Source organism: Micromonospora sp. NBRC 101691 (assembly GCF_030269285.1).
GTDB lineage: Bacteria > Actinomycetota > Actinomycetes > Mycobacteriales > Micromonosporaceae > Micromonospora > Micromonospora echinospora.
This window is the reverse complement of sequence record NZ_BSTB01000005.1, coordinates 130,930-155,265: the sequence shown is the minus strand read 5'-3', so window position 1 is coordinate 155,265 and position 24,336 is coordinate 130,930. Positions and strand designations below refer to the sequence as shown.

The window sequence follows — 24,336 nt, the reverse complement described above, 5'->3', positions numbered from 1 at the left end:
GATCAGCGGCATCTACGGGTGTTTGGCAGGTGCCCTAACTCCATGATCGACGGGGGAAGGGGGGCGGGCGGTCAGGTGGGCTCTACGGGGAGCCACAGCTCGCAGGTCGCGGTGCTGAGGTCCTCGGCCCGTTCGAGCACCGCCACGATCGACGGCCCCGGCCGCAGCCGCCAACGGTTCGAGGGGAACCACTCGGTGGCGGTCGCGGCCCAGGTCTGCTGGAGCGTGCTGGGGTGCGGCCCGGAGCTACGGAAGACCGCCCACGTACCGGCCGGGACCCCGATGGCGTCCAGCCCGTCCGGTGCCGGAGTGTCGCCGGTGACCGCGACCCCGTGCAGGTAGGTCAACTCGGTTCCTTCGGCGGCGTCGGCGTCGAGGTCGTCGCTGACCTGGAGGATCCCGGCCGGCTCGGTGTTGCTCATCGCCTTCAGCCGCAGGTGCTCCTCCTGCGGGATCGAGGTGACATGGCGCTGGATGTGCGGGTTGACGCCCTCGTGGATCAGCGGGACCCGGGCGGCGTGTCCGACGAGCCGGAACGCGGGGCGGTCGACGATACGGGTGTCCATGGGAGTGCTCCCTTCGACGGTCAGGCGGAACCTGAGCTGTGGTTGTGTGCGGAGAGGGCCTCCGTCGCGGCGTACCTCGCTGGGACCGGCGCCGTGTACCGCCCGGAACGCCCGCCCGAACGCCTCGGTCGAGCCGTACCCGTGCCGGACCGCGATGGACAGCAGGTCGTCGCCGCCGCTGACCACGTCGGCCGCGGCGACCGTCATGCGGCGTCGGCGCACGTACTCGGAGAGCGGCATGCCGGCCAGCGACGAGAACATCCGGCGCAGGTGGTACTCGGTCGTGCCGAGCTTCCTGGCCAACCCGTCGAGGTCGAGCTCCTCGGTGAGGTGCTGCTCCACGTGGTCGACCAACCGGTTGAGTGCCGAGATCAAGAGGACCTCCCTTCCGGTGTCAACTCTGGGCCTCACCGTCTGCCCGGTGCCCGATCGTTGCGGTCCGATCCGATCATCCGCTGACCGTCCGGGCGACGTCGTGCGTCGACGCACGCTCGGTCGAGGGCCGGCACGAGCTGCATCACCGTCAGCGAGTGACCGGCTGAACCGGAGGCGTCCGCCGTACCGCTCCGGGTGGTGAGCCCACGACGCGCTTGAACGCCCGCGCGAACGCGGCCTCGGACCGGTAGCCGAAGCGGTTCGCCAGTTCGGCCACGGTGGCATCCTCGTCGCGGAGCGCCGTAGCGGCGAGGTGCATCCGCCAGCGGGTCACGTAGCTCATCGCCGGCTCGCCGACCAGTTCGGTGAAGCGGGCGGCGAAGGCTGAGCGCGACATCGGGACCTGGTCGGCGAGCGAGGCGACCGTCCACTCCCGGCCGGGCTCGCGGTGGACGAGGGAGATCGCGCGTCCGATCAGCGGATCCTGGAGCGCGCCGAGCCAGCCCGACCGCGCCGCCGGATCGCTCTCCAGCCAGGCCCGCAGCGCCTGTACGACGAGCACGTCGGAGAGCCGGGTGATCACGGTTTCGCCGCCGGGGCGGAGACCGTCGGCTTCCAGTTCCATCAGCCGTAGCGTGGAGCGCAGCCACTCGAGCCGGGTTGGGCTGGCCGCCGGGTCGACGGTGAGGATCTGCGGCAACAGGGCGAGCACCTTGCCGGCGGCTGGGTGGTCGAAGCGTACGGCGCCGCAGACCATGTCGACACGCTCGCCGCCGCCTCCGTGGCGGAGGATCTCGTACCGCTCGCCGAGCTGTTCCCGCTCCAGGGCGAAGATGCTCGGCGTGGCCGCGTCGGGCTCACTGCGCAGCCGGTGACCCTGGCCGTGCGGGACGAGCGCCAGCTCGCTCGCGGCGAGGCGCTGCGGTGCTGCCCCGGGCGCTTCGAGCCAGCAGCTTCCCCGCGTGATGACGTGGAACCACAGGTAGCCCTCGTACGGCGGCAGTTCGAGCCCGAACGGGGCCGTGAACTCCGACCGGCAGTAGAAGGCACCGCGCACGTCGAGGAGGTGCAGCGCCTCGCCGAGCGGGTCGGCCGCCGACGGCCAGGGGTCGGTGACCATGCCGGCCAGTATGGCAGGGAGCCAGATCCAGCGTCCCGGCTTGCTGGACGAACGAGCATGAAAGCCGGACAGGAAGTCATGGTAAGTCCCGGAAACGAACCTGATGCTGGATGAGCTGCAAGGACATTCAGAGTCAGGGAGATGCCATGATCACCGTGATGGGAGCCACCGGGAACACCGGTCGCAAGATCACCAAGCTGCTGCTCGACGCCGGCGAGGAGGTGCTCGCGCTCGGCCGCTCGCCGGAGAAGCTCGCCGAACTGGCCGCGCTGGGGGCCAGGACGGTCGCGGGCGACGTCCGCGACGCCCGTTACCTGGCGAGCACCTTCGTCGGGGCCGACGCGGTCTACACGCTCACCGCGTTCGACCCGACCCTGCCCGACTACCACGCCGACCAGGACCGGCGCGGCGAGGCGATCGTCGAGGCGCTCCGGGAGAGCGGGGTACGCCACGTGGTCGCGCTCAGCTCGATCGGCGCGGAGCTGTCGGGCGGGAACGGCTTCGTCGCCAGCCTGCACCGGCAGGAGCAGCGGCTGTCGGCGCTCGACGGCGTCGACGTCATGCTCCTGCGTCCCGGGGCCTTCTTCGAGGGTTTCCACGCGACGCTGGAGACGATCCGTCACGAGGGCGTGGTAGCCGACTCGGTCGTGCCGGACACGAAGGTGCCGATGGTCGCCACCGCCGACATCGCCAGAGCCGCCGCCGGGGCACTGCGCGAGCGGAACTGGAACGGCGTCGTCGTCCGCGAGCTGCTCGGCCCGCGAGACCTCACGTACGCCGAGGTGACGGCGGCCATCGGGGCGGCGATCGGCCGGCCGGACCTTGCGTACGTCCAGCTGCCCGACGAGGAACTGGTGGCGATCCTCACCGGGACGGCCGGGTTCTCGCCGGACTTCGTCGCGCTCTTCGTCGAGTTCAACCAGGCGCTGAGCGACGGCCGGCTGCACTCGCTGGAGGGTCGGAACGCGAGCAACACCACCCCGACCGGGTTCGAGGAGTTCGCCGTCGAACTGGCGCACGCCTACGCGGCAGAGGTGTGACGTGACGGGCCGGCGGGAGGTCGTCGACGGGGTGATAACCGCTGGTCCGTCCGCGCCGGGCGTGGTCTGCTCGACCATCGACGTAGACGGAAGGGGTGGCGGATGGAGCTGGTGCGGTTCGACGGGGCGTACGCCGGGACGGTGGCCGGGTGGGCCGCGTCGGTCGAGGAGACCCGGTGGTGGTGTTCCCGGGACGAGGTCACCCCGGAGACGGTGGCCGGCTGGGCGGCGCAGCCGGACACCGAGGCGTACGGGCTGGTGGAGGCCGGTGAGCTGGTCGCGTTCGGCGAGCTGTGGGTGGAGGAGGACGAGGCCGAGGCGGAACTGGCCCGGCTGATCGTCGCGCCGGGGCACCGGGGTCGGGGCCTGGGGCGTCGGTTCGTTTCGCTGCTGACCCGGAAGGCGCTGCGCCGGAAACCGGCGGTGTGCCTGCGGGTGCACCCCGCCAACACCCGCGCGCTGCGCTGCTATGCCGCCGTCGGGTTCCGGGCGGTGCCGCAGGAGCAGGCCGAGGAGTGGAACCGGGACCAGCCGGAGGCGTACGTCTGGCTCTGCCACGAGCCGGCAGCCTGACCACGGTCGTCACCCCGGCCGGCGATCCACACGAGGGCGGTCGGCTGCTGGCGGTAGCACGGACGGGGCAGCTCCAAAGCATCCCCGGCAGTACCCGGTCACGGTCCCGGACCCGGACGCATCGCCGCGCCCGTAGTTCAGGGAATCGGCTTGACCCTCACGGTGCGTGAGGCCGGAGGGTGGGTGCATGAGCGACTACTACGACGCTTTCGAGATGAGTCCCGTGCCCGATCCCGGCCCGGACGCGGTCGCGCCGGAACCGTTCCGGGGCATCTACGGCATGCCGGCCTTTGCGACGATCCCCACGAACGATCTGGCGGCGTCGGTGGACTTCTGGATCCGTGGACTCGGGTTCATCGAGCTGTTCCGCATTCCCGGCACGCTCGTGCACCTGCGCCGGTGGGCGTTCCAGGACGTACTCCTCGTCTCGGCGGCCAGCGCTCCGGCGCAGGCACCGGCGATGAGCGTCAGCTTCGCGTGCGTGCTCAACCAGGTCGACTCCCTCGTCGAAGCCTGTCGGGCGTTGCGCCCGAACTCGGTCGACGGCCCACGGGACACTCCCTGGAACACCCGCGACGTGGAGGTGATCACGCCCGAGAACGCGCGGATCGTCTTCACCGCGGCGAAGCCCTTCGACCCGGCGAGCCAGGAGGCGCAGAACCTTGAAGCCATCGGGATCACCCCACCGGGCGTCCGCCGTGACGACAACGAGGAGCATGCCGGACGCCACTGACGCCGACGGCCTGACCGTCGGGCAGGTCTCGGCGCGTCTGGGCGTGACGGTCCGCGCGTTGCACCACTGGGACGACATCGGTCTGGCGCGACCGTCGCTGCGTACGACCGGCGGATACCGGCTCTACACCGCTGGTGATCTGGAACGCCTGCACCGCATCGTCGTCTACCGGGAGATCGGTCTCGGCCTGGACCGGATCCAGGCCGTCCTGGACGACCCGACCGCGGACGTGACCGGCGCGTTGCGTGCGCAGCGCGCGCAGATCGCCCAACGGATCGACCGCCTCCAGCAGCTCAGCGCCGGCCTGGACCGGATGATCGCCGCCCACGAACACGGCCTGCTGCTCACCGTCGAGCAGCAGGCCGCGATCTTCGGCTCCGAGTGGAACCCGGACTGGCCCGCCCAGGCCCGCCAGCGCTACGGGGACACGACGCAGTGGCAGCAGTACGCCGAACGCTCAGCCTCCCGCAGTCCCCAGGAGTGGCAGGCCGTCGCCGAGGCCGTCACCGACCTCGACCGTGCCCTGGCGGACGCGGTGGACGCCGGTGTCACCCCGGGCAGCCCGGAGGCGGACCGACTCGTCGAGCGGCACCGTGCCGTTTTCGCGTCGTACTTCCCCCTCAGCCGGCAGATGCAGGTCTGTCTCGCCCGCATGTACGAGGCCGACCCGGCCTTCGCCGCCCACTACGACGGCATCCGCGCCGGCCTTGCCACCTGGTTCCGGCAGAGCGTCGAAGCCAGCGCACGTGCCCACGGCGTCGACCCCGACACCGCCACCTGGCAGTAGCGTCCGAGCTGAGGTGGTTGCAGGGGACCCCTGCTCATCAAAATGCGGTAGCAGGGGTCCCCTGCTACCACCCACCCCCACCCCCACCCCCACCCCTGGCCGCGTCCTCGGTGGTCTCCCGGACAGCGGCGCCGACCAGGGGCGAGGTGGCGAACGCGCGGGCGACCCGCGCGAGCTGCTCGACCTCGCGTACCTCGTCGAGGGCCGGATCGGGCGGGCCGGGCAGCTCCGGGCGGCGCGGGCGGACGTCGGCGCGCATCGCGGCCAGCGCGGCCCGCAGCTTCGCGGCCTCCACCACGGCGGCCAGGTCGTCGCCGCCAAGGCCGCCGGCCTCCGCGTGCCGGCGGGCCCGGTCCCCGACGGCTTCGCTGAGGTACGGCCGCAGCACCAGCCGGGCGTCGTAGATCTCGATGACCCGGCGGTGCAGCCGGTCGGCCGGCCGCCACCAGCGCCGGTCGTGGGCGAGGCGCACGGCCGGTACGGCGGCGCAGAGCGCGGCCCAGAGCGGGCGCAGCTGCCGGAGCAGCCGGATCCGGTGGGCGGTGCCGGGCAGGGCGGCGAGCCGGGGACCCCAGGCGGGCATGGTGAGTCCGCCGATGACCAGCAGCGCCCCGGTGCTGGCGGTGATCGGGACGAGCCGCTCCAACCTGGGCAGGTCGTCCCAGCAGATGGCGGCGACCACGTCGCGGACGCGGGCCAGGGTGTACACCAGCCCGACGGCGGCACCGACCGCCGTGGTGCGCAACCCCCGGCGCAGCCAGCCGGGGCCGACCAGCCGGGCGTACGGCCAGCAGATCCGGATGATGTCGACCAGTCCCGCCGAGAACGCGGCGAGATACATCAGCAGGTAGGCGGCGAGCTGGGGCCGGTGGGCGTAGGTGGCCACGAAGTCGGTGCTGTGGGTGTCGGTCGGGCCGACGCCACAGAACAGCACCACGAGCACCAGGACGACCACGGCGAGGGCGACCAGCCGATAGCGGCTGAGCCGGCCGGCCCGCTCGGGCGGGTTGGTCCACCAGAGCAGCAGGACCTGGATGCTGGTGGAGAAACCGACCACACAGAGGTGGGCGATGAGCGCGGCGATGTTGTCGACGCCGACAGCCCGGTCGGCGAACGCCCAGACGGCCGGCGTGGAGACGGTGAAGGTCAGTGCCAGCAGGGCGAACGTGCCGGTCACCGCGTGCCGGGCCGGGTTGCCGGTGCCGTCGCGCAGGGTGGTGGCCAGCCGTACGCCGGCCGCCGTCCAGGCGAGGACGGCCAGCCCGGGGTAGAGGAGGGCGTGCACGCCTCACGGCCCGCCGAGGGACTGCCGGATCCGGTCGACGACGGCCGCCGTCGACGGGTCCGCGTCGACCGTCGGCGTGGCCTTCCGGCGGGCGGTGTGCCGGCGGAGCAGGCCGGCGATGACCTCGGCCTCCCACTCGGCCCGTTCGTCGTAGCCGGGCACCCGGCCGAGCACCGAGGTGACCATGTCGGGGTCGAGGGTGGGCATGAGCAGACGGGTCAGGTCGCTGGCGTCGACCGGTCGGGCGGCGTGCCCGGCGAGCAGGTGGCCCAGCTCGTGGGCGACGATGTGTCGCTGGTGCAGGGGGCTGGTCTGGTTGTCGTACGCCACGTAGTGGCTCTGCGGTGTGGAGATCACGATGCCGCAGGGCGCGTCGGTGGGCAGGGGCAGGGGGAGGAGCTGGATCGGCCGGTCGAGGTGTTCGGCCACCGCGCCGCAGAGCGCCGCGCTGTCCGCCGTCGCCGGGACCCGGATACCGCTGGTGAGGCGCGTCAACCGTCGTTTGGCACGCCACCCGGTCATGACCGTCCGTCCTCCGTCGACCCGGTCTCCCGCCCGGCCAGCCCCTCCAGTTCCAGGCAGCGGTCCACCATCTGCTGGATGACCTGCTGGCTCGCCGGGGAGAGCCCCTTGTGCTGGAGGACGGTACGCAGGGAAACGTGCTGCACCTGGAGTTTGCGCAGCGCGTCCAGCGTGCGGAGGTCGGCGATGGTGTGCCGGGCCTGCTCGTCGTCGAAGAAGTAGGCCGGACTCACTCCGAAGAACTGCGCCAACGCTTCTATGTGCTCTTTGGTGGGGTTCGTCCGGCGGCCTGTGCGCAATTGCCAGATATATACGTCGGAAATGGACCCGCCGGCCGCCCGAATTGCGCCCGCCACGTCCTTGTTGCTGTGCGGGGCGTCCCGCCCGCCCGGCCGGATCGTCTCGAAGAGCAGGTTGAGCCGGTCCGCGAACGACGTGCCACCCTCGGCTGTGCTGCTCACGGCGTCACCTCCGCCATCGGGGGAAGCTGGGATTAATTGATGTTCACACGCCATTAACGTCAGTTGACGTCCTCGACGCATCCATCGTAGGCTCATCGATGTTGGCGCGTGGGCGGGACCTGGTCGCCATCTCATTCCGGTATCGCGTCCGGGGGGACAAGCGTCGATCCGGTAATGCAGAGGCCGGCATCCACGGGGGGAGATGCCGGCCTCTGCCACGCACCTTAGCGACGTGCCCCGGTCGGTGCAACGGGTGACGGGAGATCCGTGAGCGTCGTTGACCCGGCAGGCCCGCCCGGGCGTGTTCCGATCCCGTCCGGGGTGCGGCCGGACGGGGTCTGACCTGGGTGGGGCGTCGCGGTGCGCGTACCGGAGAATGGCCGGGTGACGACGATCCCGAACGTGCTCGCCAACCGTTACGCCTCACCCGAGCTGGTCGCCCTCTGGTCCCCGGAGGAGAAGATCCGCCTGGAACGGCGGCTCTGGCTCGCCGTGCTCCGGGCGCAGCGCGATCTCGGCGTGGCCGTGCCGGACGGGGTCGTCGAGGCGTACGAGCGGGTGCTGCCCGAGGTCGACCTGACCTCGATCGCGGCCCGCGAGCGGGTCACCCGGCACGACGTGAAGGCCCGGATCGAGGAGTTCAACGCGCTCGCCGGGCACGAGCACGTGCACAAGGGGATGACCTCGCGGGACCTCACCGAGAACGTCGAGCAGCTCCAGGTCCGCCGCTCGCTGGAGCTGGTCCGGGACCGGGTGGTGGCCGCACTGGCCCGGCTGGCCTGGCTCGCCCACGAGCACTCCGGCCTGGTGATGACCGGGCGGTCGCACAACGTCGCCGCGCAGGCCACCACGCTGGGCAAGCGCTTCGCGTCGGCCGCCGAGGAACTGATCATCGCGTACGAGCGGCTGGCGGACCTGATCGACTGGTACCCGCTGCGCGGGATCAAGGGTCCGGTCGGCACCGCCGCCGACCAGCTCGACCTCTTCGACGGTGACGCGGAGAAGGTCGCCGAGCTGGAGCGGCGGGTCGCCGAGCACCTCGGGTTCAGCCGGGTGCTGGACAGCGTCGGGCAGGTCTACCCGCGCTCGATCGACGTGGCGGTGCTCGCCGCGCTCTCCCAGGTGGCCGCCGCCCCGTCCTCGCTGGCCACCACGATCCGGCTGATGGTCGGCCAGGAGCTGGTCACCGAGGGCTTCAAGCCGGGTCAGGTCGGCTCCAGCGCGATGCCGCACAAGATGAACACCCGGTCCAGCGAGCGGGTCAACGGCTTCGCGGTGATCATCCGGGGTTACCTGTCGATGGTCGGCGAGCTGGCCGGCGACCAGTGGAACGAGGGGGACGTCTCCTGCTCCGTGGTGCGCCGGGTGGCCCTGCCGGACGCCTTCTTCGCCGCCGACGGGCTGTTCCAGACCTTCCTCACCGTGCTCGACGAGTTCGGGGCGTACCCGGCGGTCGTCGAGCGGGAGCTGGAGCGCTTCCTGCCGTTCCTGGCGACCACGAAGATCCTGGTGGCGGCGGTGCGCCGGGGCGTGGGCCGGGAGGTGGCGCACGAGGCGATCAAGGAGCACGCGGTCGCCGTGGCCCTGGCCATGCGGGAGCGGGGCGTCGCCGGCAACGACCTGTTCGACCGGCTCGCCGCCGATTCCCGGCTCGGTCTCACCCGGGCCGAGATCGACACCCTGGTCGCCGACCGGGGCGCCTTCGTCGGGGCTGCCGAGGCCCAGGTCGCCGCGGTCACCGCCCGGATCACGAAGATCGTCACCCAGCACCCCGAGGCCGCCGCCTACTCGCCGCCCCCCATCCTCTGATCCTCGGACGGTCAGGAGCGCGGGGTGGGGGTCTCGGCGGCGGTGGAGAGGTTCGGGGCGCTCGCCGGTTCGGCGATGCCGCCGGGAGCCTCGGCGATGCCCGCCTCCTGGGCGGTGTCCGCCGCGACGACCGGCTGGTCCGGGGGCATGGTCTCGGGCATCCGGGGTACGACGACCACCGCCGTCCCGTAGGCGCACACCTCCATCCACATCTCGCCGCAGTCCCGGCTGTCGAACCGCATCCCCAGGACGGCGTTGGCGCCGAGGCGGCGGGCCTCCTCGCCGAGCCGGGTCACCGAGTCGGTACGCCAGCGGGTGAGGTTGTCCGAGGCCATCGGGTCGTACGCGCCGCCGCGCAGGTTCTTCACGCCCTCGCGGTAGGGGTTCCGCGTCCTGGCCATCGATGACACCACTTCGCCGAGGACCTGGCGGATCTCGTAGCCGGGCAGCGTATCCGTCGTCACGACCAGCACGTCATCGATGCTGGCATCCGCCCCGGCGGGCGGTTCGCGAGCCGTGTTCACCTCGCCGCATGCTGCGAAACGGCGCGGCGCGGACGGCCGGCACGAGCCGGACCGTCCGCGCCGAGTCGGCACGTCGGGTGGAAAGGCGGTCAGCGGGGTCGCATCCCGCCGCACCCGGGGCAGGTCAGACGCCGGAGACCGAGGTGATCCAGGCCCGGTTGTACGCGACGCTGCCGTAGTTCTGGATGGTGCGGCCGTCGGCGGTCGAGGCGACGCCGACCTGGCGGCCGTTGTAGAACTGCGGGCCGCCCGAGTCGCCCCGCCACGCGTTGCCGTTGATCCGGCTGCTCCGGATCGCCTGGCCGCCGTACGCGTCGGTGGTCAGGCCGGTCACCTGCACGCTGGCGGTCTTCAACTGCGGCGAGGCGGAGCAGCCGCTGTAGCAGGTCATGCCCCAGCCGTAGATGGTGTTGGTGGAGCCGGTCGGCGGGTTGGCGGTGGCCAGCGAGACGTACGAGGTGCTCACCGGGCTCGACAGGCGCATCAGCGCGAGGTCGTAGCGGCTGTAGGTGGCGCTGACGGTGCGGGTGGTGCCGCCGGAGGCGTGGTAGACGCTGCCGATCCGGACCGACATCGTGCCGCTGACGCAGTGCCGGGCGGTCAGCACCCACTCGGCGGAGATCACGCTGCCGGAGCAGGTGAACGAGCCGTTGCTGAACACCGCGGCGGCCCACGGCGCGGAGGAGACGAGGCTTCCTCCGATGATGTACGGGGCGACCGGGGCCGGCTCGGAGGCCGCAGCGGGCGCGCTGAGGCCGATCATGCCGACGAAGGCGGCGCTGACGGCGGCGACGAGGGAGCGGATTCGCATGGCGGGGGGACTCCTTCACGGGGTTTACCGGGAACCGGGTCGGGAGAGCCGTCGACGGGGCCGGTGGATCCGCCGGACGGCCGGACTGCCATCGATATCTGTCGACGTACAGTAGGGGTTCGCCGCGCTCGCCGACAAGAGTTGCATCGATACCGCTCGCTACATATCAGGTTGCCCCGGTGCCCGCCGGAGGGCCGGCGCGACACGACCGGCGCGGCCCGCCGGGTGCTGGCCACCGCCGGTTGCGCTCGGTAATGTGGATCACTGCGCCGGCTGTCGCCGGCCGGTGCGTCCGGACCGCTATCTGCCAGGTAGGCTGGCTGCGCTCGCCCCTTTGTGGGTCGGCACCCAACTGCGTACACAGTCAGGAGTGCCCAGTGCCTCGCGTCGTCGTCGACGTCATGCTCAAGCCCGAGATTCTCGATCCGCAGGGCCAGGCCGTCGCAAACGCGCTGCCGCGGCTCGGCGTCAGTGACGTCGCCTCCGTCCGGATCGGCCGGCGTATCGAGATCGACTTTACCGGTGAACCGGACCTGGACCGCGCTCGGGAGATCGCCGACAAGCTGCTCGCGAACCCGGTCATCGAGGACTTCACCGTCCGCCTCGTCGAGGCCGACGACGCTGTGGAAGCGCGGCCGTGACCGCCCGCATCGGCGTGGTCACCTTCCCCGGTTCGCTCGACGACGGGGACGCCGCCCGGGCCGTCCGGATCGCCGGAGGTGAGCCGGTCCGTCTCTGGCACGGCGACGCCGACCTGCACGGCGTCGACGCCGTGGTGCTGCCCGGCGGCTTCTCCTACGGCGACTACCTGCGCTGCGGGGCGATCGCCCGGTTCGCCCCGGTGATGGAGACGATCGTCGACGCCGCCCGGGGCGGGCTCCCCGTCCTGGGCATCTGCAACGGCTTCCAGATCCTCTGCGAGGCGCACCTGCTGCCGGGTGCGCTCACCCGCAACCAGCACCTGCACTTCCGTAACCGGGACCAGCTCCTGCGGGTCGAGACGACCGGCACCGCCTGGACGAACACGTACCAGCCCGGCCAGGAGATCCTGATCCCGGTCAAGAACGGCGAGGGCTGCTACGTCGCCGACACCGCGACCCTGGACCGGCTGGAGGGTGAGGGCCAGGTCGTCGCCCGCTACCTCGGCGGCAACCCGAACGGGTCGCAGCGGGACATCGCCGCGATCACCAACTCCGCCGGCAACGTGGTCGGCATCATGCCGCACCCGGAGCACGCGGTGGAGGCGCTCACCGGCCCGTCCCTGGACGGGCTCGGCTTCTTCACCTCGGTCCTCAAGCACCTGGTGGGAGCGCCGGCGTGAGCCAGCCCCACCGGAACAACGGTCGGCTCAGCCACCCCCGACGCGGTGGCCACGAGCGCAACGAGGAGAGGTCATGACCACCCACCCGGACCCGGCGGCGCACCCCACCCCGGGCGCCCCGGCCGCGCCGCGTCCGGTGGCCGCCGCCCCGGCCGGCCCCGCCGGCCCGTTCGGCCGCCTCGACACCGTGCCCCGCGCCACGGACACCCCGGACGAGTTGCAGCCCTACGCCGAGCTGGGCCTGCGTGACGACGAGTACGAGCGGATCCGGCAGATCCTCGACCGTCGCCCCACCCAGTCCGAGCTGGCGATGTACTCGATCATGTGGAGCGAGCACTGCTCCTACAAGTCGAGCAAGGTGCACCTGCGCCAGTTCGGCGAGAAGGCCCCGCCGAGCGACCGGCTGCTCGCCGGCATCGGTGAGAACGCGGGCGTGGTCCAGATCTCCGACGAGCTGGCGGTGACCTTCAAGGTCGAGTCGCACAACCACCCGAGCTTCGTCGAGCCGTACCAGGGCGCGGCGACCGGCGTCGGCGGCATCGTCCGGGACATCCTCGCCATGGGCGCGCGTCCGGTCGCGGTGATGGACCCACTGCGCTTCGGCGCGGCCGACCACCCCGACACCGCCCGGGTGCTGCCCGGCGTGGTGGCCGGCGTCGGCGGGTACGGCAACTGCCTCGGCCTGCCCAACATCGGCGGCGAGGTGGTCTTCGACCCCTGCTACCAGGGCAACCCCCTGGTCAACGCGCTCTGCCTCGGCGTGCTGCCGGTCGACCGGCTCCAGAAGAAGGAGGCCGCCGGCCCCGGCAACGTCGTGGTGCTGATGGGCGCCAAGACCGGCCGGGACGGCATCGGCGGCGTGTCGGTGCTGGCCAGCGCCACCTTCGACGAGGGCAGCGAGCAGCGCCGCCCGTCGGTGCAGGTCGGTGACCCGTTCATCGAGAAGCTGCTGATCGAGGCCTGCCTGGAGCTGTACGACGCCGAACTGGTCGTCGGCATCCAGGACCTCGGCGGTGCCGGGCTCACCTGCGCGCTCACCGAGACCGCCGCGGCGGCCGGCACCGGCATGCGGGTCTGGCTGGAGCGGGTGCCGCTGCGCGAGCCCTCGATGGATCCGCACGAGATCCTCGCCAGCGAGTCCCAGGAGCGGATGCTCCTGGTGGTCGAGCCGGAGAAGCTGGAGGCGGTGCTCAAGGTCGCCGACAAGTGGGGCGTGCTCGCCACCGCCATCGGCGAGGTCACCGCGCCGACGCCGGACGGGCAGCCCGGCCGGCTCTACGTCACCTGGCGTGACCAACTCGTGGTGGACGTGCCGCCCGGTTCGCTGGTCGACGACGGGCCGGTCTACGCCCGCCCGATGCGGGAGCCGGCCGACCTGATCCTGCTCCAGGCCGACCGGGCCGAGACGCTGCCCCGCCCGGCCACGCCGGACGCGCTGCGGGACACCCTGCTCCGCATGATCGCGTCGCCGAACCTCTGCGACCGCACCTGGGTCACCGAGCAGTACGACCGGTACGTGCTGGGCAACACCGTGCTCGCCCAGCCCGAGGACTCCGGCGTGATCCGGATCGACGAGCGCACCGGGCTGGGCGTCGCCCTCTCGGTGGACGGCAACGGCCGCTACGCCCGCCTCGACCCGTACCAGGGCACCAAACTGGCGCTCGCCGAGGCGTACCGGAACGTCGCGGTCACCGGGGCCAAGCCGATCGCGGTCACCAACTGCCTGAACTTCGGCTCGCCCGAGGACCCGGGCGTGATGTGGCAGTTCGCCGAGGCGGTACGCGGCCTCGCGGACGGCTGCCTGGAGCTGGGCATCCCGGTCACCGGCGGCAACGTCAGCTTCTACAACCAGACCGGCGCGGCGGCCATCCACCCGACCCCGGTGGTCGGCGTGCTCGGCGTGCTGGACGACGTCGCCACCCGGGTGCCGATGGGCTTCGCGTCCCGGCCGGCGGGCGAGCACGACCTGATCTTCCTGCTCGGCGAGACCCGCAACGAGCTGTCCGGCTCCGAGTGGGCCTGGGTGACCCACGGTCACCTCGGCGGCGTGCCGCCCCGGGTCGACCTGGCCCGCGAGCAGGCGCTGGGCGACCTGCTGGCCGAGGCCGCCCGGGTCGGGCACCTCAGCTCGGCGCACGACCTCTCCGACGGTGGTCTCGCCCAGAGCCTGGTCGAGTCCTGCCTGCGTCGGGGCATCGGCGCGCGGATCGCCCTGCCGGAGCGCTTCGCCACCGGCTCGCTGCCGTTCGTCTACCTCTTCAGCGAGTCCGCGACGCGGGCCCTGGTCTCGGTGCCGCGCGGACACGAGAAGGCGTTCACCGCCCTCTGTGCCGAGCGCGGGGTGCCGGTGGAGGCGATCGGGGTCACCGACCCGACCGGCGGTGTGCTGGAGGTGCGCGGCCAGTTCCAGGTCGGCCTGGACGAGCTGCGGGACGCGTACACCGCGACCCTGCCGCAGCTCTTCGGTGCCGCCGAGGTGGTCGACGTGCCCGCTCCGGCGACCGGGGTGGCCGGAGCCGTCGAGGCGGTGCCGGTGGCCGGGGTGACGCCGGTCGGGGACGGGTCCGTCACCTCCGGTGCGGTCGACACGTCCGGTCCGGAAGCGGTCGCCGGCTCCGCGACGGCCGTCGAGGCCGCCTCGGCCGGTGGGACCACGCCGGCCACGGAGCGCGCCGCGACCGGAGCCGATCCGGTCGACGTCGACCCGGTGGCGACCGCCGACCAGCCGGTCGCGGACGTCGACGACCCGTCCACGGGCGAGACCCGGGACACGCCGACGGCCGACGTCGACGCAGCCGGGGAGAACACCGCGACCGACCGGCACTGAGGCCGTGTCCGCGGCGGTCCACACCCAGCCCGGTACGGGTGCCCGGTTCGACTGGGGGCTCGCCGGCGCGGCGGAACTCGGCCGGGTCTGTGCCGTCCTGGTGGTGGTGGACGTGCTCTCCTTCACCACCTCCGTGGAGGTCGCGGTCGCCCGAGGGGTGCGGGTCCACCCGTTCCCCTGGGGCGAGCAGGCCGCCGACTACGCGCTTCGGGTGGGCGCGGTGGCGGCGGTCGGACGGCGTCAGGTGACCCGGGACCACCCGTGGTCGCTCTCGCCGGCGGCGCTGCGGACCGCACCGGTCGTGCCCGACCTGGTGCTGCCGTCGCCGAACGGCTCGGCGATCTGCGCGGCGGCCAGCGCGACCGGCCTGCCGGTGGTGGCGGCCTGCCTGCGCAACGCCGACGCCGTCGGGCACTGGCTGCGCGAGCGGGGGTACGGCACCGTCGACGCGCCGATCGGGGTGGTCGCCTCGGGCGAGCGCTGGCCGGACGGCTCACTGCGTCCCTCGGTGGAGGACCAGTTGGGCGCGGCGTGTGTCCTCGACGCGCTCTCCGGGGTCCCGGGTGGGCTCTCGGTGGAGGCGGCGATGGCGCTCGCCGCGTTGGCGAGCACCCCCGACGTGCCGGCCGCCGTGCGGGGCTGTGTCTCCGGGCGGGAACTCGTCGAGCGGGGCTTCGCCGGTGACGTCGACATCGCGGTCCAGGTCGGGGTCTCGACGGTGGTGCCGGTGCTGCGCCACGGCGTCTTCTCCGCCGCCTGAGCCGCACGTACCCGGACTGCCGTGCGGCACCCGTCCCGGTGCCAAAGAGTCGGCGGCGATGTGGGAGATCCACATCGCCGCCGACGTCCGTCACGCGAACGGGGAACGAGCCCCGGGACGGGTCAGTCGTCCAGCCAGTCCAGGCGGCGGTTGCCCCGGTCCTGCTGCGGGGGCTGACCGTCCCGGCCCCGACCACCCTGGTGCTGGTCGTAGTCACCGTAGCCGCCGGCGGGTTGGCCGTAGCCGCCCTGCTGGCCGCCGTAGCCGCCCTGTTGCGGATCCTGGCCGTACCCGCCCTGCTGGTTGCCGTACCCGCCCTGCTGGTCGTAGCCGCCACGGCCGGAGCCGTAGCCACCGCCCTGCTGCGGATCCTGGCCGTAGCCGCCCTGCTGGTTGCCGTACCCGCCCTGCTGGTCGTAGCCGCCGTAGCCACCGGTCGGCTCCTGGCCCCGGCCGTAGCCGCCGCCCGGGTCCTGGCCGTAGCCCCCCTCCGGGGGTTGGTAGGTCGAGGTGGGGTACGGGTCCGCCGGCGGGGTGTACGCCTGGGTGCCCTCGGAGTAGCGGCCGGTCGGCTCGTTGTACTGGTCGCCGTAGCCACCGCCCTGCCCCGGCGGGGTGTAGCCGCCACCGGAGTTGCCGTAGTCCTGCTGGCCACCGTAGCCACCGCCCGAGGACGGCGCGCTGCCGTACGGGCTGCCGGAGGAGGGGGCGCTGCCGTAGCCGCCGCCCGACGCGGGCGCGCTGCCGTACGGGCTGCCCGACGAGGGAGCGGTCCCGTAGGGGCTGCCGGAAGCGGGCGCGTTGCTGCCGTAGCCGCCCGTGCCGTAGCCACCGGCCTGGGTCTGGCCCGGGTCGCCGTAGCCACCTCCGGCCCAGCCGCCCTGGCCGGCCGAGCCGTAGCCCTGTCCGGGCTGGGGCGGCGGCGCGCCGTACGGGTCCGGAGGGACGTCGTCGACGAGCGGCCGGTTGTGCATCATCGTGGGCGCGTCCGCGAGGGAGGCGCCACCGACCATGGTCGCGTCGGGGCCGACCCGGTTCACCACTCGGGTCGCGTCGTCCGCGCCGCCGCGGTACGACCCGCGCGCGGCCGGGACCGCCCCTGCCGCCGCGCCGCCGTCCTCGGCGTCCTCGTCGTCGGGGTTCTCCCGGCGCCTCATCCAGAGCAGCACGATGGTGCCGACGCCGATGGCCACGAAGAGGCCGCCGAGGATGATCAGCAGCCAGGAGCCGAACCCGCCGGAGTCCTCCTCGGCGGCGTTGTTCGTCGCCCCGGGAGTGGCGCCGGGCTCCTCGCTGGTCTCCTCGGTGGGTTCCTCGGTCGGTACCGGGTCCTCCGTGGCGCCCGGCGTGGGGGTGGCGGTCGCCTCGACCGGCAGGCTGAGGGAGATTCGCTGCCCGGTGACGCTCTGGCCGGCGCTGGCGTTGATCGTGACGGTCTTACGGACGTCGTTGAAGCTCGCGCCGAGGACGATCGCGCCGGGGGCGATCGGGTTCTCGGCGGAGCCGTCGAACCGCCAGTCGCCGTCCTCGTCCGTGGTCTTCGTGTACTGACGACGCTGGGCGTCCATCAGGGCCACGGTGGCGTTGGGCACCGGATCGCCGTTGGTGGCGTTGGTCACCCTGCCGGAGATCCGCCGCACGGTCTGCGCCTGCGTCGGGGACGGCTCGGCCTGCCGGGCCTGCACCGTCAGGTTGAAGTTGGCCGTGGCCGGGCCGGATTCGGCCTCCACCCGGACGGTCACCGCGCCGTTGGCGGCCCGCGCGCTGTCGCTCGCCCGGAGGGTGAGCAGGACGGACTTCTGCTGACCCGGCAGGTCGAACTCGACCTCGCTGTTGCATCCCGAGCAGCTCACGCCGGACGGCAGCCCGGTGACGCTGATCCGCGCCTCGTCGTCCTGCCCGCCGGGGTTGACCTGCACCGTGACGGTGGCGTCGCTGCCCGCCTGGAGGGTGACCGATCCGGGGGAGACGCTGACGTTGGCGGCCAGGGCGGGTGTGGCGGGGATGGCGAGCAGTGCGCCGGCAACCAGCGCTACGACCACACCGGCCCGTTGTTTCCAGGCTCGTCGGTGTGTTGACACGTCCACCGCCTTCCGGTCTGACTTCCCCGGCCCGGTGGGGGCCGGGCCCCGGGGATCATCACGGTTTGAATAACGCCGTCGGCAACTATGCCTTGTCGGGCCGGACGAGCGCGACCCAGGGCCAGCGTCGGTAACCCTACTGGCGGGTCGTATCGTCCCGTCGTGTCCTCTCCGCACATAAAGTCCGCCACGGTCACGGCGGCCCTCGTGGCGCTTGACGAAGGGCGTACGCCAGAACGGCCGGTCCTGCGGGACGCGGTCCGGACGCTGCTGGCGATCCTCGCGGAATGCGCCCCCGGCCGATCGGTGGAGGTGCGGATTCCACCTTACGGCGCGGTCCAGTGCATTCCCGGCCCGCGACACACCCGCGGCACGCCACCCAACGTGGTGGAGATGTCACCGGAGGTGTGGCTCGCGCTCGCCTCGGGGCGACTGGAATGGGGCGTGGCGATCACGGAGGGTCGCGTCCGGGTGAGTGGAACTCGGGCGGATCTTTCCGCCCATCTCCCGCTGGAGCTGGGATGATCACCATCTGTCGATGACCGATAGGAGTGGGTTCGTGACTGTCGGTATCACTATGGGCTCGCGTACACTAAGAGTCGACGTCCCGGCAGAGCGCGCGGATGCGCGTGCACGACACCCACCCCAGACAGAACAGCAACGAGGGAGCGGCAGGTGCCCCGAGGCGACGGCCGGCTGAGCCACGACCTGGACCCCCAGCGGCCCGGCCCCCAGGACGCCTGTGGCGTCTTCGGGGTCTGGGCGCCGGAGGAAGAGGTCGCCAATCTCACCTACTTCGGGTTGTACGCGTTGCAGCACCGTGGCCAGGAGGCGGCCGGCATCGCGGTGAGCGACGGGTCCAGCGTCGTGGTCTACAAGGACCTCGGCCTGGTGGCCCAGGTCTTCGACGAGCCCACCCTGGCGAGCCTGCGCGGCCACCTGGCGATCGGGCACACCCGCTACTCGACCACCGGCGGCTCGACCTGGGAGAACGCCCAGCCGACCATCCGCTCCACCAGCGCCGGCACGACGGTCGCCCTGGCCCACAACGGCAACCTGGTCAACACCGCCGACCTCAAGCGCGAGGTCGCCGAGCAGGGACTCGGATCGGACGGCTCGACCAACGACACGTCCCTGGTGACGATGCTGCTGGCCAGCTACCCCGACCTGTCCGTCGAGGCGGCGGCGTTGAAGGTGCTGCCCAAGCTGCGGGGGGCGTTCAGCTTCGTCTTCATGGACGAGACCACCCTCTACGCCGCCCGGGACCCGCACGGCGTCCGTCCGCTGGTGCTCGGCCGACTGGAGCGGGGCTGGGTGGTCGCGAGCGAGACCGCCGCCCTGGACATCGTCGGCGCGAGCGTGGTGCGCGAGGTCGAGCCGGGTGAGCTGATCGCCATCGACGCCGAGGGGCTCCGTTCCACCCGGTTCGCCGCCCCGGAGCCCAAGGGCTGCCTCTTCGAGTACGTCTACATCGCCCGCCCGGACGCCACCCTCGCCGGGCGCAACGTGCACGCCACCCGGGTGCAGATCGGCCGGCAACTGGCCAAGGAGCACCCGGTCGAGGCGGATCTGGTCATCCCGGTGCCGGAGTCCGGCACCCCGGCCGCGATCGGGTACGCGGAGGAGTCCGGCATCACGTACGGCGCGGGTCTGATGAAGAACCCGTACGTCGGGCGGACCTTCATCCAGCCCTCGCAGACGCTGCGTCAGCTCGGCATCCGACTCAAGCTGAACCCGCTGCGGGAGAACGTCCGGGGCAAGCGGCTGGTGGTGGTGGACGACTCGATCGTGCGGGGCAACACCCAGCGGGCCATCGTGCGGATGCTGCGTGAGGCGGGCGCCCTGGAGGTGCACGTGCGGATCTCCTCGCCGCCGGTGAGCTGGCCCTGCTTCTACGGCATCGACTTCGCCACCCGGGCCGAGCTGCTGGCCAACGGGCTGGACAACGAGGGCATCCGTCGTTCGATCGGCGCCGACACCCTGGGATACGTCTCACTGTCCGGGTTGATCGCGGCGACCGAGCAGCCGAAGACCCGACTCTGCCGGGCCTGCTTCGACGGGGAGTACCCGATCGAGCTGCCGGCCGGAAACCTGATCGGCAAGCACGTGCTCGAGGGTGTGGGTCGCCGGGTCACCGGTGCCACGCCGGAGGCCGCCCGGCCCGCGCCCCAGGGTGCGGAGCGCGGGGACACTCCACCACTCGTCGCCACTCCGGGCGGCGCGACCGTACACCGCCCATAGCACCATCCGGCGCGGGTCGCCGGCGGCAGTGATCGACGGGTCGACGGGACCCGCCGCGGTGTCGGCACCGCGAGGACCACAAAGGGGAGAACCGTGACGCACGTGTCCGAGCGCAACGGCGCAGCAAGCAGCAGCCCGTCCGGCACCGGTGGCGAGCGCCAGCCCTGGACGGCCGGGACGGGTCGTACCGCCCGCAAGCGGTCGGCGTCGTACGCGGAGGCGGGGGTCTCGATCGAGGCGGGTGACCGCGCGGTGGAGCTGCTCAAGTCGAAGGTGCGGCAGACCCGGCGGCCCGAGGTGCTGGGTGACCTGGGTGGTTTCGCCGGCCTGTTCCGGTTGGACACGAAGAAGTACACGAACCCGATCCTGGCGTCGTCGACGGACGGGGTGGGCACGAAGCTGGTCATCGCCCAGCAGCTCGACATCCACGACACGATCGGCATCGACCTGGTCGCGATGGTGGTCGACGACCTGGTGGCGTGCGGGGCCGAGCCGCTGTTCCTGCTCGACTACATCGCCTGCGGCGAGGTCGTGCCGGACCGGGTCGCCGAGATCGGCGCGGGCATCGCCGACGGCTGCCGGTACGCCGGTTGCGCGCTGCTCGGCGGCGAGACCGCCGAGCACCCGGGGGTGCTCCGCCCCGACGAGTACGACGTCTCCGCCACCGGGGTCGGTGTGGTCGAGGAGAGCGACATCCTCGGTCCGGAGCGGGTCGAGGCGGGCGACGTCGTGATCGCGATGCGCTCGTCCGGTCTGCACTCCAACGGTTACTCCCTGGTGCGTCACGTGCTGCTCGGTGCGGGCCGGATGCGGCTCGACGTGGTGATCGACGACTTCGGCCGGCAGCGCACCCTCGGTGAGGAGCTGCTCACCCCCACGAAGATCTACGCGCAGGACTGCCTGAAGCTGATCGCCGAGGCCGAGGTGCGGTCCATCGCCCACGTCACCGGCGGCGGCATCCCCGGCAACCTGGTGCGGATCCTGCCGGAGACCGTCGACGCGGTGGTCGACCGGGCCACCTGGAAGCCGCAGCCGATCTTCGACCTGATCCAGGCCAAGGGCCGGATCGAGGACGCGGAGATGGAGGCCACCTTCAACATGGGGGTCGGCATGTTCGCCATCGTCTCGGCCGAGGACGCCGACCGGGCGCTGGCCACCCTGGCCGGCCGGGGCGTCGACGCCTGGCAGGCCGGCGAGGTCATCGAGGGCACCGGCAACGTGCGGATGGTGGGCCAGCACACCCGAGGGTGACGGTCACCATGTGATGATCAGTCGTACACCCGATGAGGGGTTCACCCGGACAGCCATCGCCGCCTAGCCTGAAGGTTCCTCAGGTGAGCGGCGAAGGAGGGCGATGCCGGCCCGGCAGCGGACGTTCAGCGGGATGCGCGGCGTCGCCGCCGTCCCGACGTACGTCGTCATGCAGCCGACCACGCTCTGCAACCTGGACTGCCGGTACTGCTACCTCCCACTGCGGGCGGCGGACCGGCGGATGCCGGTCGCCGTCGCCGAGGCGGTGGCGGCGGCGGTCGACCCCTGGGCCGAACAGGGCCGGTTCTCGGTGGTGTGGCACGGCGGGGAGCCTCTCGCGGCCGGGCGGGAGCACCTCGCCGCGCTGATCGCGCCCTTCGGGCCGTCGGTCGAGCACCACGTCCAGACCAACGCCACGCTGATCGACGACGACTGGTGCGCGTTCTTCGCCGAACACCGGGTGCGGGTCAGCGTCAGCGTGGACGGCGGGCGGGCCCGCAACGCCGAACGGGTCACCCGGGCCGGCCGGCCGGCGTACGACCGGATCGTGCGCGGGGTGGCCACGCTGCGCCGGCACGGGCTGCCGTTCTCCGCGCTCGCGGTGGTCAGCCGGCCGGAGCCCGGGCTCGCCACCGAGCTGTACGACTACTTCCTCGAACTGGGGTGTGACGTGCTCGGGGTGAACATCGAGGAGACCGAGGGGGTGAACCTCCGGGGCAACGCGCACGACGCCGCCACGGTGACGGCCTTCTGGGCCGAGCTGGTCGCCGCCTGGCGACGCGATCCCCGGATCCACCTCCGAGAGGTGGAGTGGTCCCTGCGGTACGCCTCGGCGGTGCTGGACGGGACGGCCGACGACGTGCTGCCCCGGCGGCTGGACCCGATTCCCACGGTCGGGCACGACGGCTCCGTGACGCTGCTCTCTCCGGAGCTGGCCGGCTTCTCCGACTCCCGTTACGGAGACTTCAGCAGCGGCAACGTGCTGGACACCCCGTTGGCCGAGATCCTGTCCGACGCGGAGCGGACGTCCTGGGTGGGTGAGTTCCTCAGCGGTGTCGAGGCGTGCCGCGCCTCGTGCCCGTACTTCGGCTTCTGCGGCGGCGGGCACGCCGCCAACCGCTACTTCGAGCAGGGGCGCTTCGACGGTACGGAGACCGAGCACTGCCGCAACAGCAAGATCCGCCTACTGGAGGGAGTGTTGGAACATGCCCGAGACCACCGGTCACCGGCTGCCTGAGCCGGTCGGAGGAACGCCCAGCGACCTCGTCGCGGAGCGGGTACGCCAAGCCGAGGCGGGCCTTACCGCACTGCTGCACGAGGCCGAGACGGCACGCCGGCTCCGGGCGGAGGTCCCGGGTGGGGACGGCACCAGCGCGGTCTGCGCGTGGAACCACTTCGAGAACATCCCGACGTTCTACAACTGGAACAACCGGCCCAGGTGAGGGCACGGAAGGTCGATCGAGGGCCTGTCGGGGCACGCCGGACAGCGGGCACCGCAGGCCCTCGATCATCAGTTGGTACGCCGGACCCCGCAGGGCACATGCGTGAGCACGCGGGCCTTACCGCGTGCTCAGATGTGACCGTGGGTCAGCGGGCAGGACGGACCCAGGGATCCGAGTCGTCGTCCGGATGGTCCTCGTCATCGTCGTCGACGTACTCTTTGTAGTCGTCGTCGAAGTCGTGGTCCGACTTACGGCTGCCGCCGAGTTCTCGCTGCAAGGCGGCGAGGTCGGTGTTCGGGGAGTGGTACTTCAACTCCCGGGCCACCTTTGTCTGCTTGGCCTTAGCACGGCCGCGCCCCATGGCTCGACCCCCTCGCACAGAATTCGGGGCAGCCCGAAGGCGGGCCCCGATGACGTCAGGCATCTCTCGTGGCTCTTACGGTACATGGGGATGCCCACGTTCGGCACCTCGGGTTACCGTCGACCGGCCCTGCGCGTCGCAGTCAACCAGCCGTTACGAAGTGTACCCGGTAAGGAGTGCCCTCGGACGTGGGCGTGACGCTCGCCGGAGCGGTCCGCGCCGACCCGGAGTGTCGGGACCGATGAATGCGTCATTCCCGACATGAGTGTCGTATGCGTCTCGGAAGGGGCTTCCCGGGGGCGGACCGGGTCGTACCACCCGCCCCCGGGTCCGGACGGGATCAGGGCAGCAGGATGGTCCGGAGCCGGCCGACGTCCGCCATCCGGCGCTCGGCGAGGCGGTCCGCGGCCTCGGCCGGCGGCACCCCGTCGGCGTCGGCGAGCCGGAGGATCTCCCGGGTGGTGTCGTAGATCCGGGTGGCCCGCAGCTTGGCCCGCTCGAAGTTGAAGCCGTCGATCTCGTCGGCGACCTGGATCACCCCGCCGGCGTTCACCACGTAGTCCGGGGCGTAGAGGACGCCCCGCTCGGCGAGGAGCTTCTCGACGCCCGGGTGGGCGAGCTGGTTGTTGGCCGCGCCGGCGACGACCTTCGCCCGCAGCGCCGGCACCGTGTCGTCGTTCAGGGCGCCGCCCAGGGCGCACGGGGCGTACACGTCGATGTCGGCCGTGATCAGCGCGGTGGCGTCCGAGACCAGCTCGACCTGCGGGTAGGTCTGCCGGGCCCACTCGCACGCCCGGGGGCTGACGTCGGTGGCCACCACCCGCGCGCCGTCGTCGATCAGGTGGCCGGTGAGGTGCCGGCCGACCTTCCCCAGCCCGGCCACGCCGACGGTGCGCCCGGCGAGCGTCGGGGTGCCCCAGACGTGCTCGGCGGCGGCCCGCATGCCCTGGAAGACGCCCCAGGCGGTGAGGACGGACGAGTCGCCCGCTCCGCCGTGCTCCACGCTGCGACCGGTGACGAAGCGGGTCTCCCGGGCGATCACGTCCATGTCCGCGACGTAGGTGCCCACGTCACAGGCGGTGTAGTAGCGGCCGCGCAGCGACTCCACGAAGCGGCCGTAGGCCCGCAGCAGCGCCTCGCTCTTGAGCTTCTCCGGATCGCCCCAGATGACCGCCTTGCCCCCGCCGAGGTCGAGCCCGGCCAGTGCGTTCTTGTAGGCCATGCCGCGCGACAGGTCGAGCACGTCGGCGAGGGCCTCGGCCTCACTGGCGTACGGATAGAAGCGCGTCCCGCCGAGTGCGGGGCCCAGCGCGGTGGAGTGGATCGCGATGATCGCCCTGAGCCCGGTCTGCTTGTCCTGGCAGAAGACGACCTGTTCGTGTCCGGACGACCCCGGGTCGTCGCTGCTCGCGAATACGCCCATGACTGCTCCTGGTCTCGGTGTGT

The 24,336-nt window shown here is 72.2% G+C and carries 23 protein-coding genes and 1 pseudogene; 14 read left to right on the top strand and 10 right to left on the bottom strand.

The genetic code is table 11. The annotated features are described in order from the left end of the window. Positions 1-71: 71 nt before the first annotated feature. Both QSK20_RS11305 and QSK20_RS11300 read right to left on the bottom strand, forming a co-directional pair. Positions 72-941, bottom strand: a complete 870-nt coding sequence (locus tag QSK20_RS11305; protein WP_285788540.1) for an AraC family transcriptional regulator — start codon at positions 939-941, stop codon at positions 72-74. Between the two features lie 148 nt (positions 942-1,089). Further along, positions 1,090-2,061 carry an AraC family transcriptional regulator gene (locus QSK20_RS11300; protein WP_285788539.1) on the bottom strand — a complete coding sequence of 324 codons (972 nt, stop codon included), beginning with the start codon at positions 2,059-2,061 and terminating at the stop codon, positions 1,090-1,092. A 146-nt stretch (positions 2,062-2,207) separates the two neighbouring features. Here QSK20_RS11300 and QSK20_RS11295 point away from each other — a divergent pair, with 146 nt between their 5' ends. The 4 genes from QSK20_RS11295 (at position 2,208) to QSK20_RS11280 (ending at position 5,194) form a co-directional block, all read left to right on the top strand. Next, positions 2,208-3,101 carry an NAD(P)H-binding protein gene (locus QSK20_RS11295; RefSeq protein ID WP_285788538.1) on the top strand — a complete coding sequence of 298 codons (894 nt, stop codon included), beginning with the start codon at positions 2,208-2,210 and terminating at the stop codon, positions 3,099-3,101. Between the two features lie 102 nt (positions 3,102-3,203). Beyond that, a complete protein-coding gene (locus QSK20_RS11290; protein WP_285788537.1) occupies positions 3,204-3,674 on the top strand; it encodes a GNAT family N-acetyltransferase in 471 nt (156 codons plus the stop codon). A 187-nt stretch (positions 3,675-3,861) separates the two neighbouring features. After that, positions 3,862-4,407, top strand: a complete 546-nt coding sequence (locus tag QSK20_RS11285) for a VOC family protein (protein ID WP_285788536.1) — start codon at positions 3,862-3,864, stop codon at positions 4,405-4,407. Continuing rightward, positions 4,391-5,194: a MerR family transcriptional regulator gene (locus QSK20_RS11280; protein WP_285788535.1), complete on the top strand. Its 804-nt coding sequence runs from the start codon at positions 4,391-4,393 to the stop codon at positions 5,192-5,194. The genes QSK20_RS11285 and QSK20_RS11280 overlap by 17 nt, the downstream gene beginning before the upstream one ends. A gap of 64 nt (positions 5,195-5,258) precedes the next feature. Here QSK20_RS11280 and QSK20_RS11275 read toward each other — a convergent pair whose 3' ends face one another. From QSK20_RS11275 to QSK20_RS11265, 3 genes are read right to left on the bottom strand one after another with little or no spacing between them, the layout of a single operon-like run. Next, on the bottom strand, positions 5,259-6,479 hold the full coding sequence (locus tag QSK20_RS11275; RefSeq protein WP_285788534.1) for an MAB_1171c family putative transporter: 1,221 nt from the start codon (positions 6,477-6,479) through the stop codon (positions 5,259-5,261). A gap of 3 nt (positions 6,480-6,482) precedes the next feature. Further along, positions 6,483-7,001, bottom strand: coding sequence for a M78 family metallopeptidase domain-containing protein (locus QSK20_RS11270; protein WP_285788533.1), 519 nt, complete (start codon positions 6,999-7,001; stop codon positions 6,483-6,485). Beyond that, positions 6,998-7,462: a helix-turn-helix domain-containing protein gene (locus QSK20_RS11265; protein WP_285788532.1), complete on the bottom strand. Its 465-nt coding sequence runs from the start codon at positions 7,460-7,462 to the stop codon at positions 6,998-7,000. Before QSK20_RS11265 ends, QSK20_RS11270 begins: the two co-directional genes overlap by 4 nt. A 384-nt stretch (positions 7,463-7,846) precedes the next feature. Here QSK20_RS11265 and purB point away from each other — a divergent pair, with 384 nt between their 5' ends. Next, positions 7,847-9,271 (top strand): adenylosuccinate lyase, encoded by a 1,425-nt coding sequence (gene purB / locus QSK20_RS11260; protein ID WP_285788531.1) that lies wholly within the window; start codon positions 7,847-7,849, stop codon positions 9,269-9,271. Positions 9,272-9,282: 11 nt separating this feature from the next. On the opposite strand, the pseudogene QSK20_RS11255 reads toward purB, so the two are convergent. Together QSK20_RS11255 and QSK20_RS11250 are read right to left on the bottom strand one after the other, a co-directional pair. Then, positions 9,283-9,805 (bottom strand): annotated as a pseudogene (locus tag QSK20_RS11255) (YbjQ family protein). Positions 9,806-9,919: 114 nt separating this feature from the next. Next, on the bottom strand, positions 9,920-10,606 hold the full coding sequence (locus QSK20_RS11250) for a S1 family peptidase (RefSeq protein ID WP_285788529.1): 687 nt from the start codon (positions 10,604-10,606) through the stop codon (positions 9,920-9,922). A gap of 377 nt (positions 10,607-10,983) precedes the next feature. On the opposite strand from QSK20_RS11250, the gene purS reads away from it, so the two are divergent. The 4 genes from purS to QSK20_RS11230 all read left to right on the top strand — a co-directional run bounded on the left by purS (position 10,984) and on the right by QSK20_RS11230 (position 15,514). Next, complete coding sequence (gene purS / locus QSK20_RS11245; RefSeq protein ID WP_285788528.1) at positions 10,984-11,247, top strand: phosphoribosylformylglycinamidine synthase subunit PurS; 264 nt, start codon at positions 10,984-10,986, stop codon at positions 11,245-11,247. Further along, positions 11,244-11,927, top strand: coding sequence for a phosphoribosylformylglycinamidine synthase subunit PurQ (purQ, locus tag QSK20_RS11240; RefSeq protein WP_285788527.1), 684 nt, complete (start codon positions 11,244-11,246; stop codon positions 11,925-11,927). The genes purS and purQ overlap by 4 nt, the downstream gene beginning before the upstream one ends. A gap of 73 nt (positions 11,928-12,000) precedes the next feature. Next, positions 12,001-14,754: a phosphoribosylformylglycinamidine synthase subunit PurL gene (gene purL, locus QSK20_RS11235; RefSeq protein WP_352232288.1), complete on the top strand. Its 2,754-nt coding sequence runs from the start codon at positions 12,001-12,003 to the stop codon at positions 14,752-14,754. A 4-nt stretch (positions 14,755-14,758) separates the two neighbouring features. Beyond that, complete coding sequence (locus QSK20_RS11230; RefSeq protein ID WP_285788526.1) at positions 14,759-15,514, top strand: 2-phosphosulfolactate phosphatase; 756 nt, start codon at positions 14,759-14,761, stop codon at positions 15,512-15,514. Positions 15,515-15,636: 122 nt separating this feature from the next. Here the strand turns inward: QSK20_RS11230 and QSK20_RS11225 are convergent, their stop codons facing one another. Beyond that, the gene (locus QSK20_RS11225; RefSeq protein ID WP_285788525.1) at positions 15,637-17,556 is read right to left on the bottom strand and encodes a carboxypeptidase-like regulatory domain-containing protein; all 1,920 of its coding nucleotides are present in this window, start codon (positions 17,554-17,556) and stop codon (positions 15,637-15,639) included. 201 nt (positions 17,557-17,757) lie between these two features. Between QSK20_RS11225 and QSK20_RS11220 the strand changes: the two genes are divergently transcribed. The 5 genes from QSK20_RS11220 to amcA all read left to right on the top strand — a co-directional run bounded on the left by QSK20_RS11220 (position 17,758) and on the right by amcA (position 22,529). Further along, positions 17,758-18,120 (top strand): sterol carrier family protein, encoded by a 363-nt coding sequence (locus QSK20_RS11220; protein WP_285788524.1) that lies wholly within the window; start codon positions 17,758-17,760, stop codon positions 18,118-18,120. A gap of 150 nt (positions 18,121-18,270) precedes the next feature. Beyond that, positions 18,271-19,836 (top strand): amidophosphoribosyltransferase, encoded by a 1,566-nt coding sequence (purF, locus tag QSK20_RS11215; protein WP_285788523.1) that lies wholly within the window; start codon positions 18,271-18,273, stop codon positions 19,834-19,836. Positions 19,837-19,929: 93 nt separating this feature from the next. Further along, the gene (purM, locus tag QSK20_RS11210) at positions 19,930-21,087 is read left to right on the top strand and encodes a phosphoribosylformylglycinamidine cyclo-ligase (protein ID WP_285788522.1); all 1,158 of its coding nucleotides are present in this window, start codon (positions 19,930-19,932) and stop codon (positions 21,085-21,087) included. 133 nt (positions 21,088-21,220) lie between these two features. Beyond that, on the top strand, positions 21,221-22,324 hold the full coding sequence (amcB, locus tag QSK20_RS11205) for a cyclophane-forming radical SAM peptide maturase AmcB (RefSeq protein ID WP_285788688.1): 1,104 nt from the start codon (positions 21,221-21,223) through the stop codon (positions 22,322-22,324). Continuing rightward, positions 22,293-22,529 (top strand): multiple cyclophane-containing RiPP AmcA, encoded by a 237-nt coding sequence (amcA, locus tag QSK20_RS11200; protein WP_285788521.1) that lies wholly within the window; start codon positions 22,293-22,295, stop codon positions 22,527-22,529. Before amcB ends, amcA begins: the two co-directional genes overlap by 32 nt. Before the next feature lie 145 nt (positions 22,530-22,674). Here amcA and QSK20_RS11195 read toward each other — a convergent pair whose 3' ends face one another. Both QSK20_RS11195 and QSK20_RS11190 read right to left on the bottom strand, forming a co-directional pair. Continuing rightward, complete coding sequence (locus QSK20_RS11195; protein ID WP_088981219.1) at positions 22,675-22,890, bottom strand: DUF3073 domain-containing protein; 216 nt, start codon at positions 22,888-22,890, stop codon at positions 22,675-22,677. A 340-nt stretch (positions 22,891-23,230) separates the two neighbouring features. Beyond that, on the bottom strand, positions 23,231-24,313 hold the full coding sequence (locus QSK20_RS11190; RefSeq protein WP_285788520.1) for a Glu/Leu/Phe/Val family dehydrogenase: 1,083 nt from the start codon (positions 24,311-24,313) through the stop codon (positions 23,231-23,233). Positions 24,314-24,336: the final 23 nt, after the last annotated feature.

What these genes read in the sequence shown, in the direction of transcription:
- QSK20_RS11285 (WP_285788536.1), top strand. Translation starts at nt 3,862, where the DNA reads ATGAGCGACTACTACGACGCTTTCGAGATGAGTCCCGTGCCCGATCCC.
- amcB (WP_285788688.1), top strand. Translation starts at nt 21,221, where the DNA reads ATGCGCGGCGTCGCCGCCGTCCCGACGTACGTCGTCATGCAGCCGACC.
- QSK20_RS11290 (WP_285788537.1), top strand. Translation starts at nt 3,204, where the DNA reads ATGGAGCTGGTGCGGTTCGACGGGGCGTACGCCGGGACGGTGGCCGGG.
- QSK20_RS11295 (WP_285788538.1), top strand. Translation starts at nt 2,208, where the DNA reads ATGATCACCGTGATGGGAGCCACCGGGAACACCGGTCGCAAGATCACC.
- QSK20_RS11190 (WP_285788520.1), bottom strand. Translation starts at nt 24,313, where the DNA reads ATGGGCGTATTCGCGAGCAGCGACGACCCGGGGTCGTCCGGACACGAA.
- purL (WP_352232288.1), top strand. Translation starts at nt 12,001, where the DNA reads ATGACCACCCACCCGGACCCGGCGGCGCACCCCACCCCGGGCGCCCCG.
- QSK20_RS11300 (WP_285788539.1), bottom strand. Translation starts at nt 2,061, where the DNA reads ATGGTCACCGACCCCTGGCCGTCGGCGGCCGACCCGCTCGGCGAGGCG.
- QSK20_RS11280 (WP_285788535.1), top strand. Translation starts at nt 4,391, where the DNA reads ATGCCGGACGCCACTGACGCCGACGGCCTGACCGTCGGGCAGGTCTCG.
- amcA (WP_285788521.1), top strand. Translation starts at nt 22,293, where the DNA reads ATGCCCGAGACCACCGGTCACCGGCTGCCTGAGCCGGTCGGAGGAACG.
- QSK20_RS11250 (WP_285788529.1), bottom strand. Translation starts at nt 10,606, where the DNA reads ATGCGAATCCGCTCCCTCGTCGCCGCCGTCAGCGCCGCCTTCGTCGGC.
- QSK20_RS11195 (WP_088981219.1), bottom strand. Translation starts at nt 22,890, where the DNA reads ATGGGGCGCGGCCGTGCTAAGGCCAAGCAGACAAAGGTGGCCCGGGAG.
- QSK20_RS11270 (WP_285788533.1), bottom strand. Translation starts at nt 7,001, where the DNA reads ATGACCGGGTGGCGTGCCAAACGACGGTTGACGCGCCTCACCAGCGGT.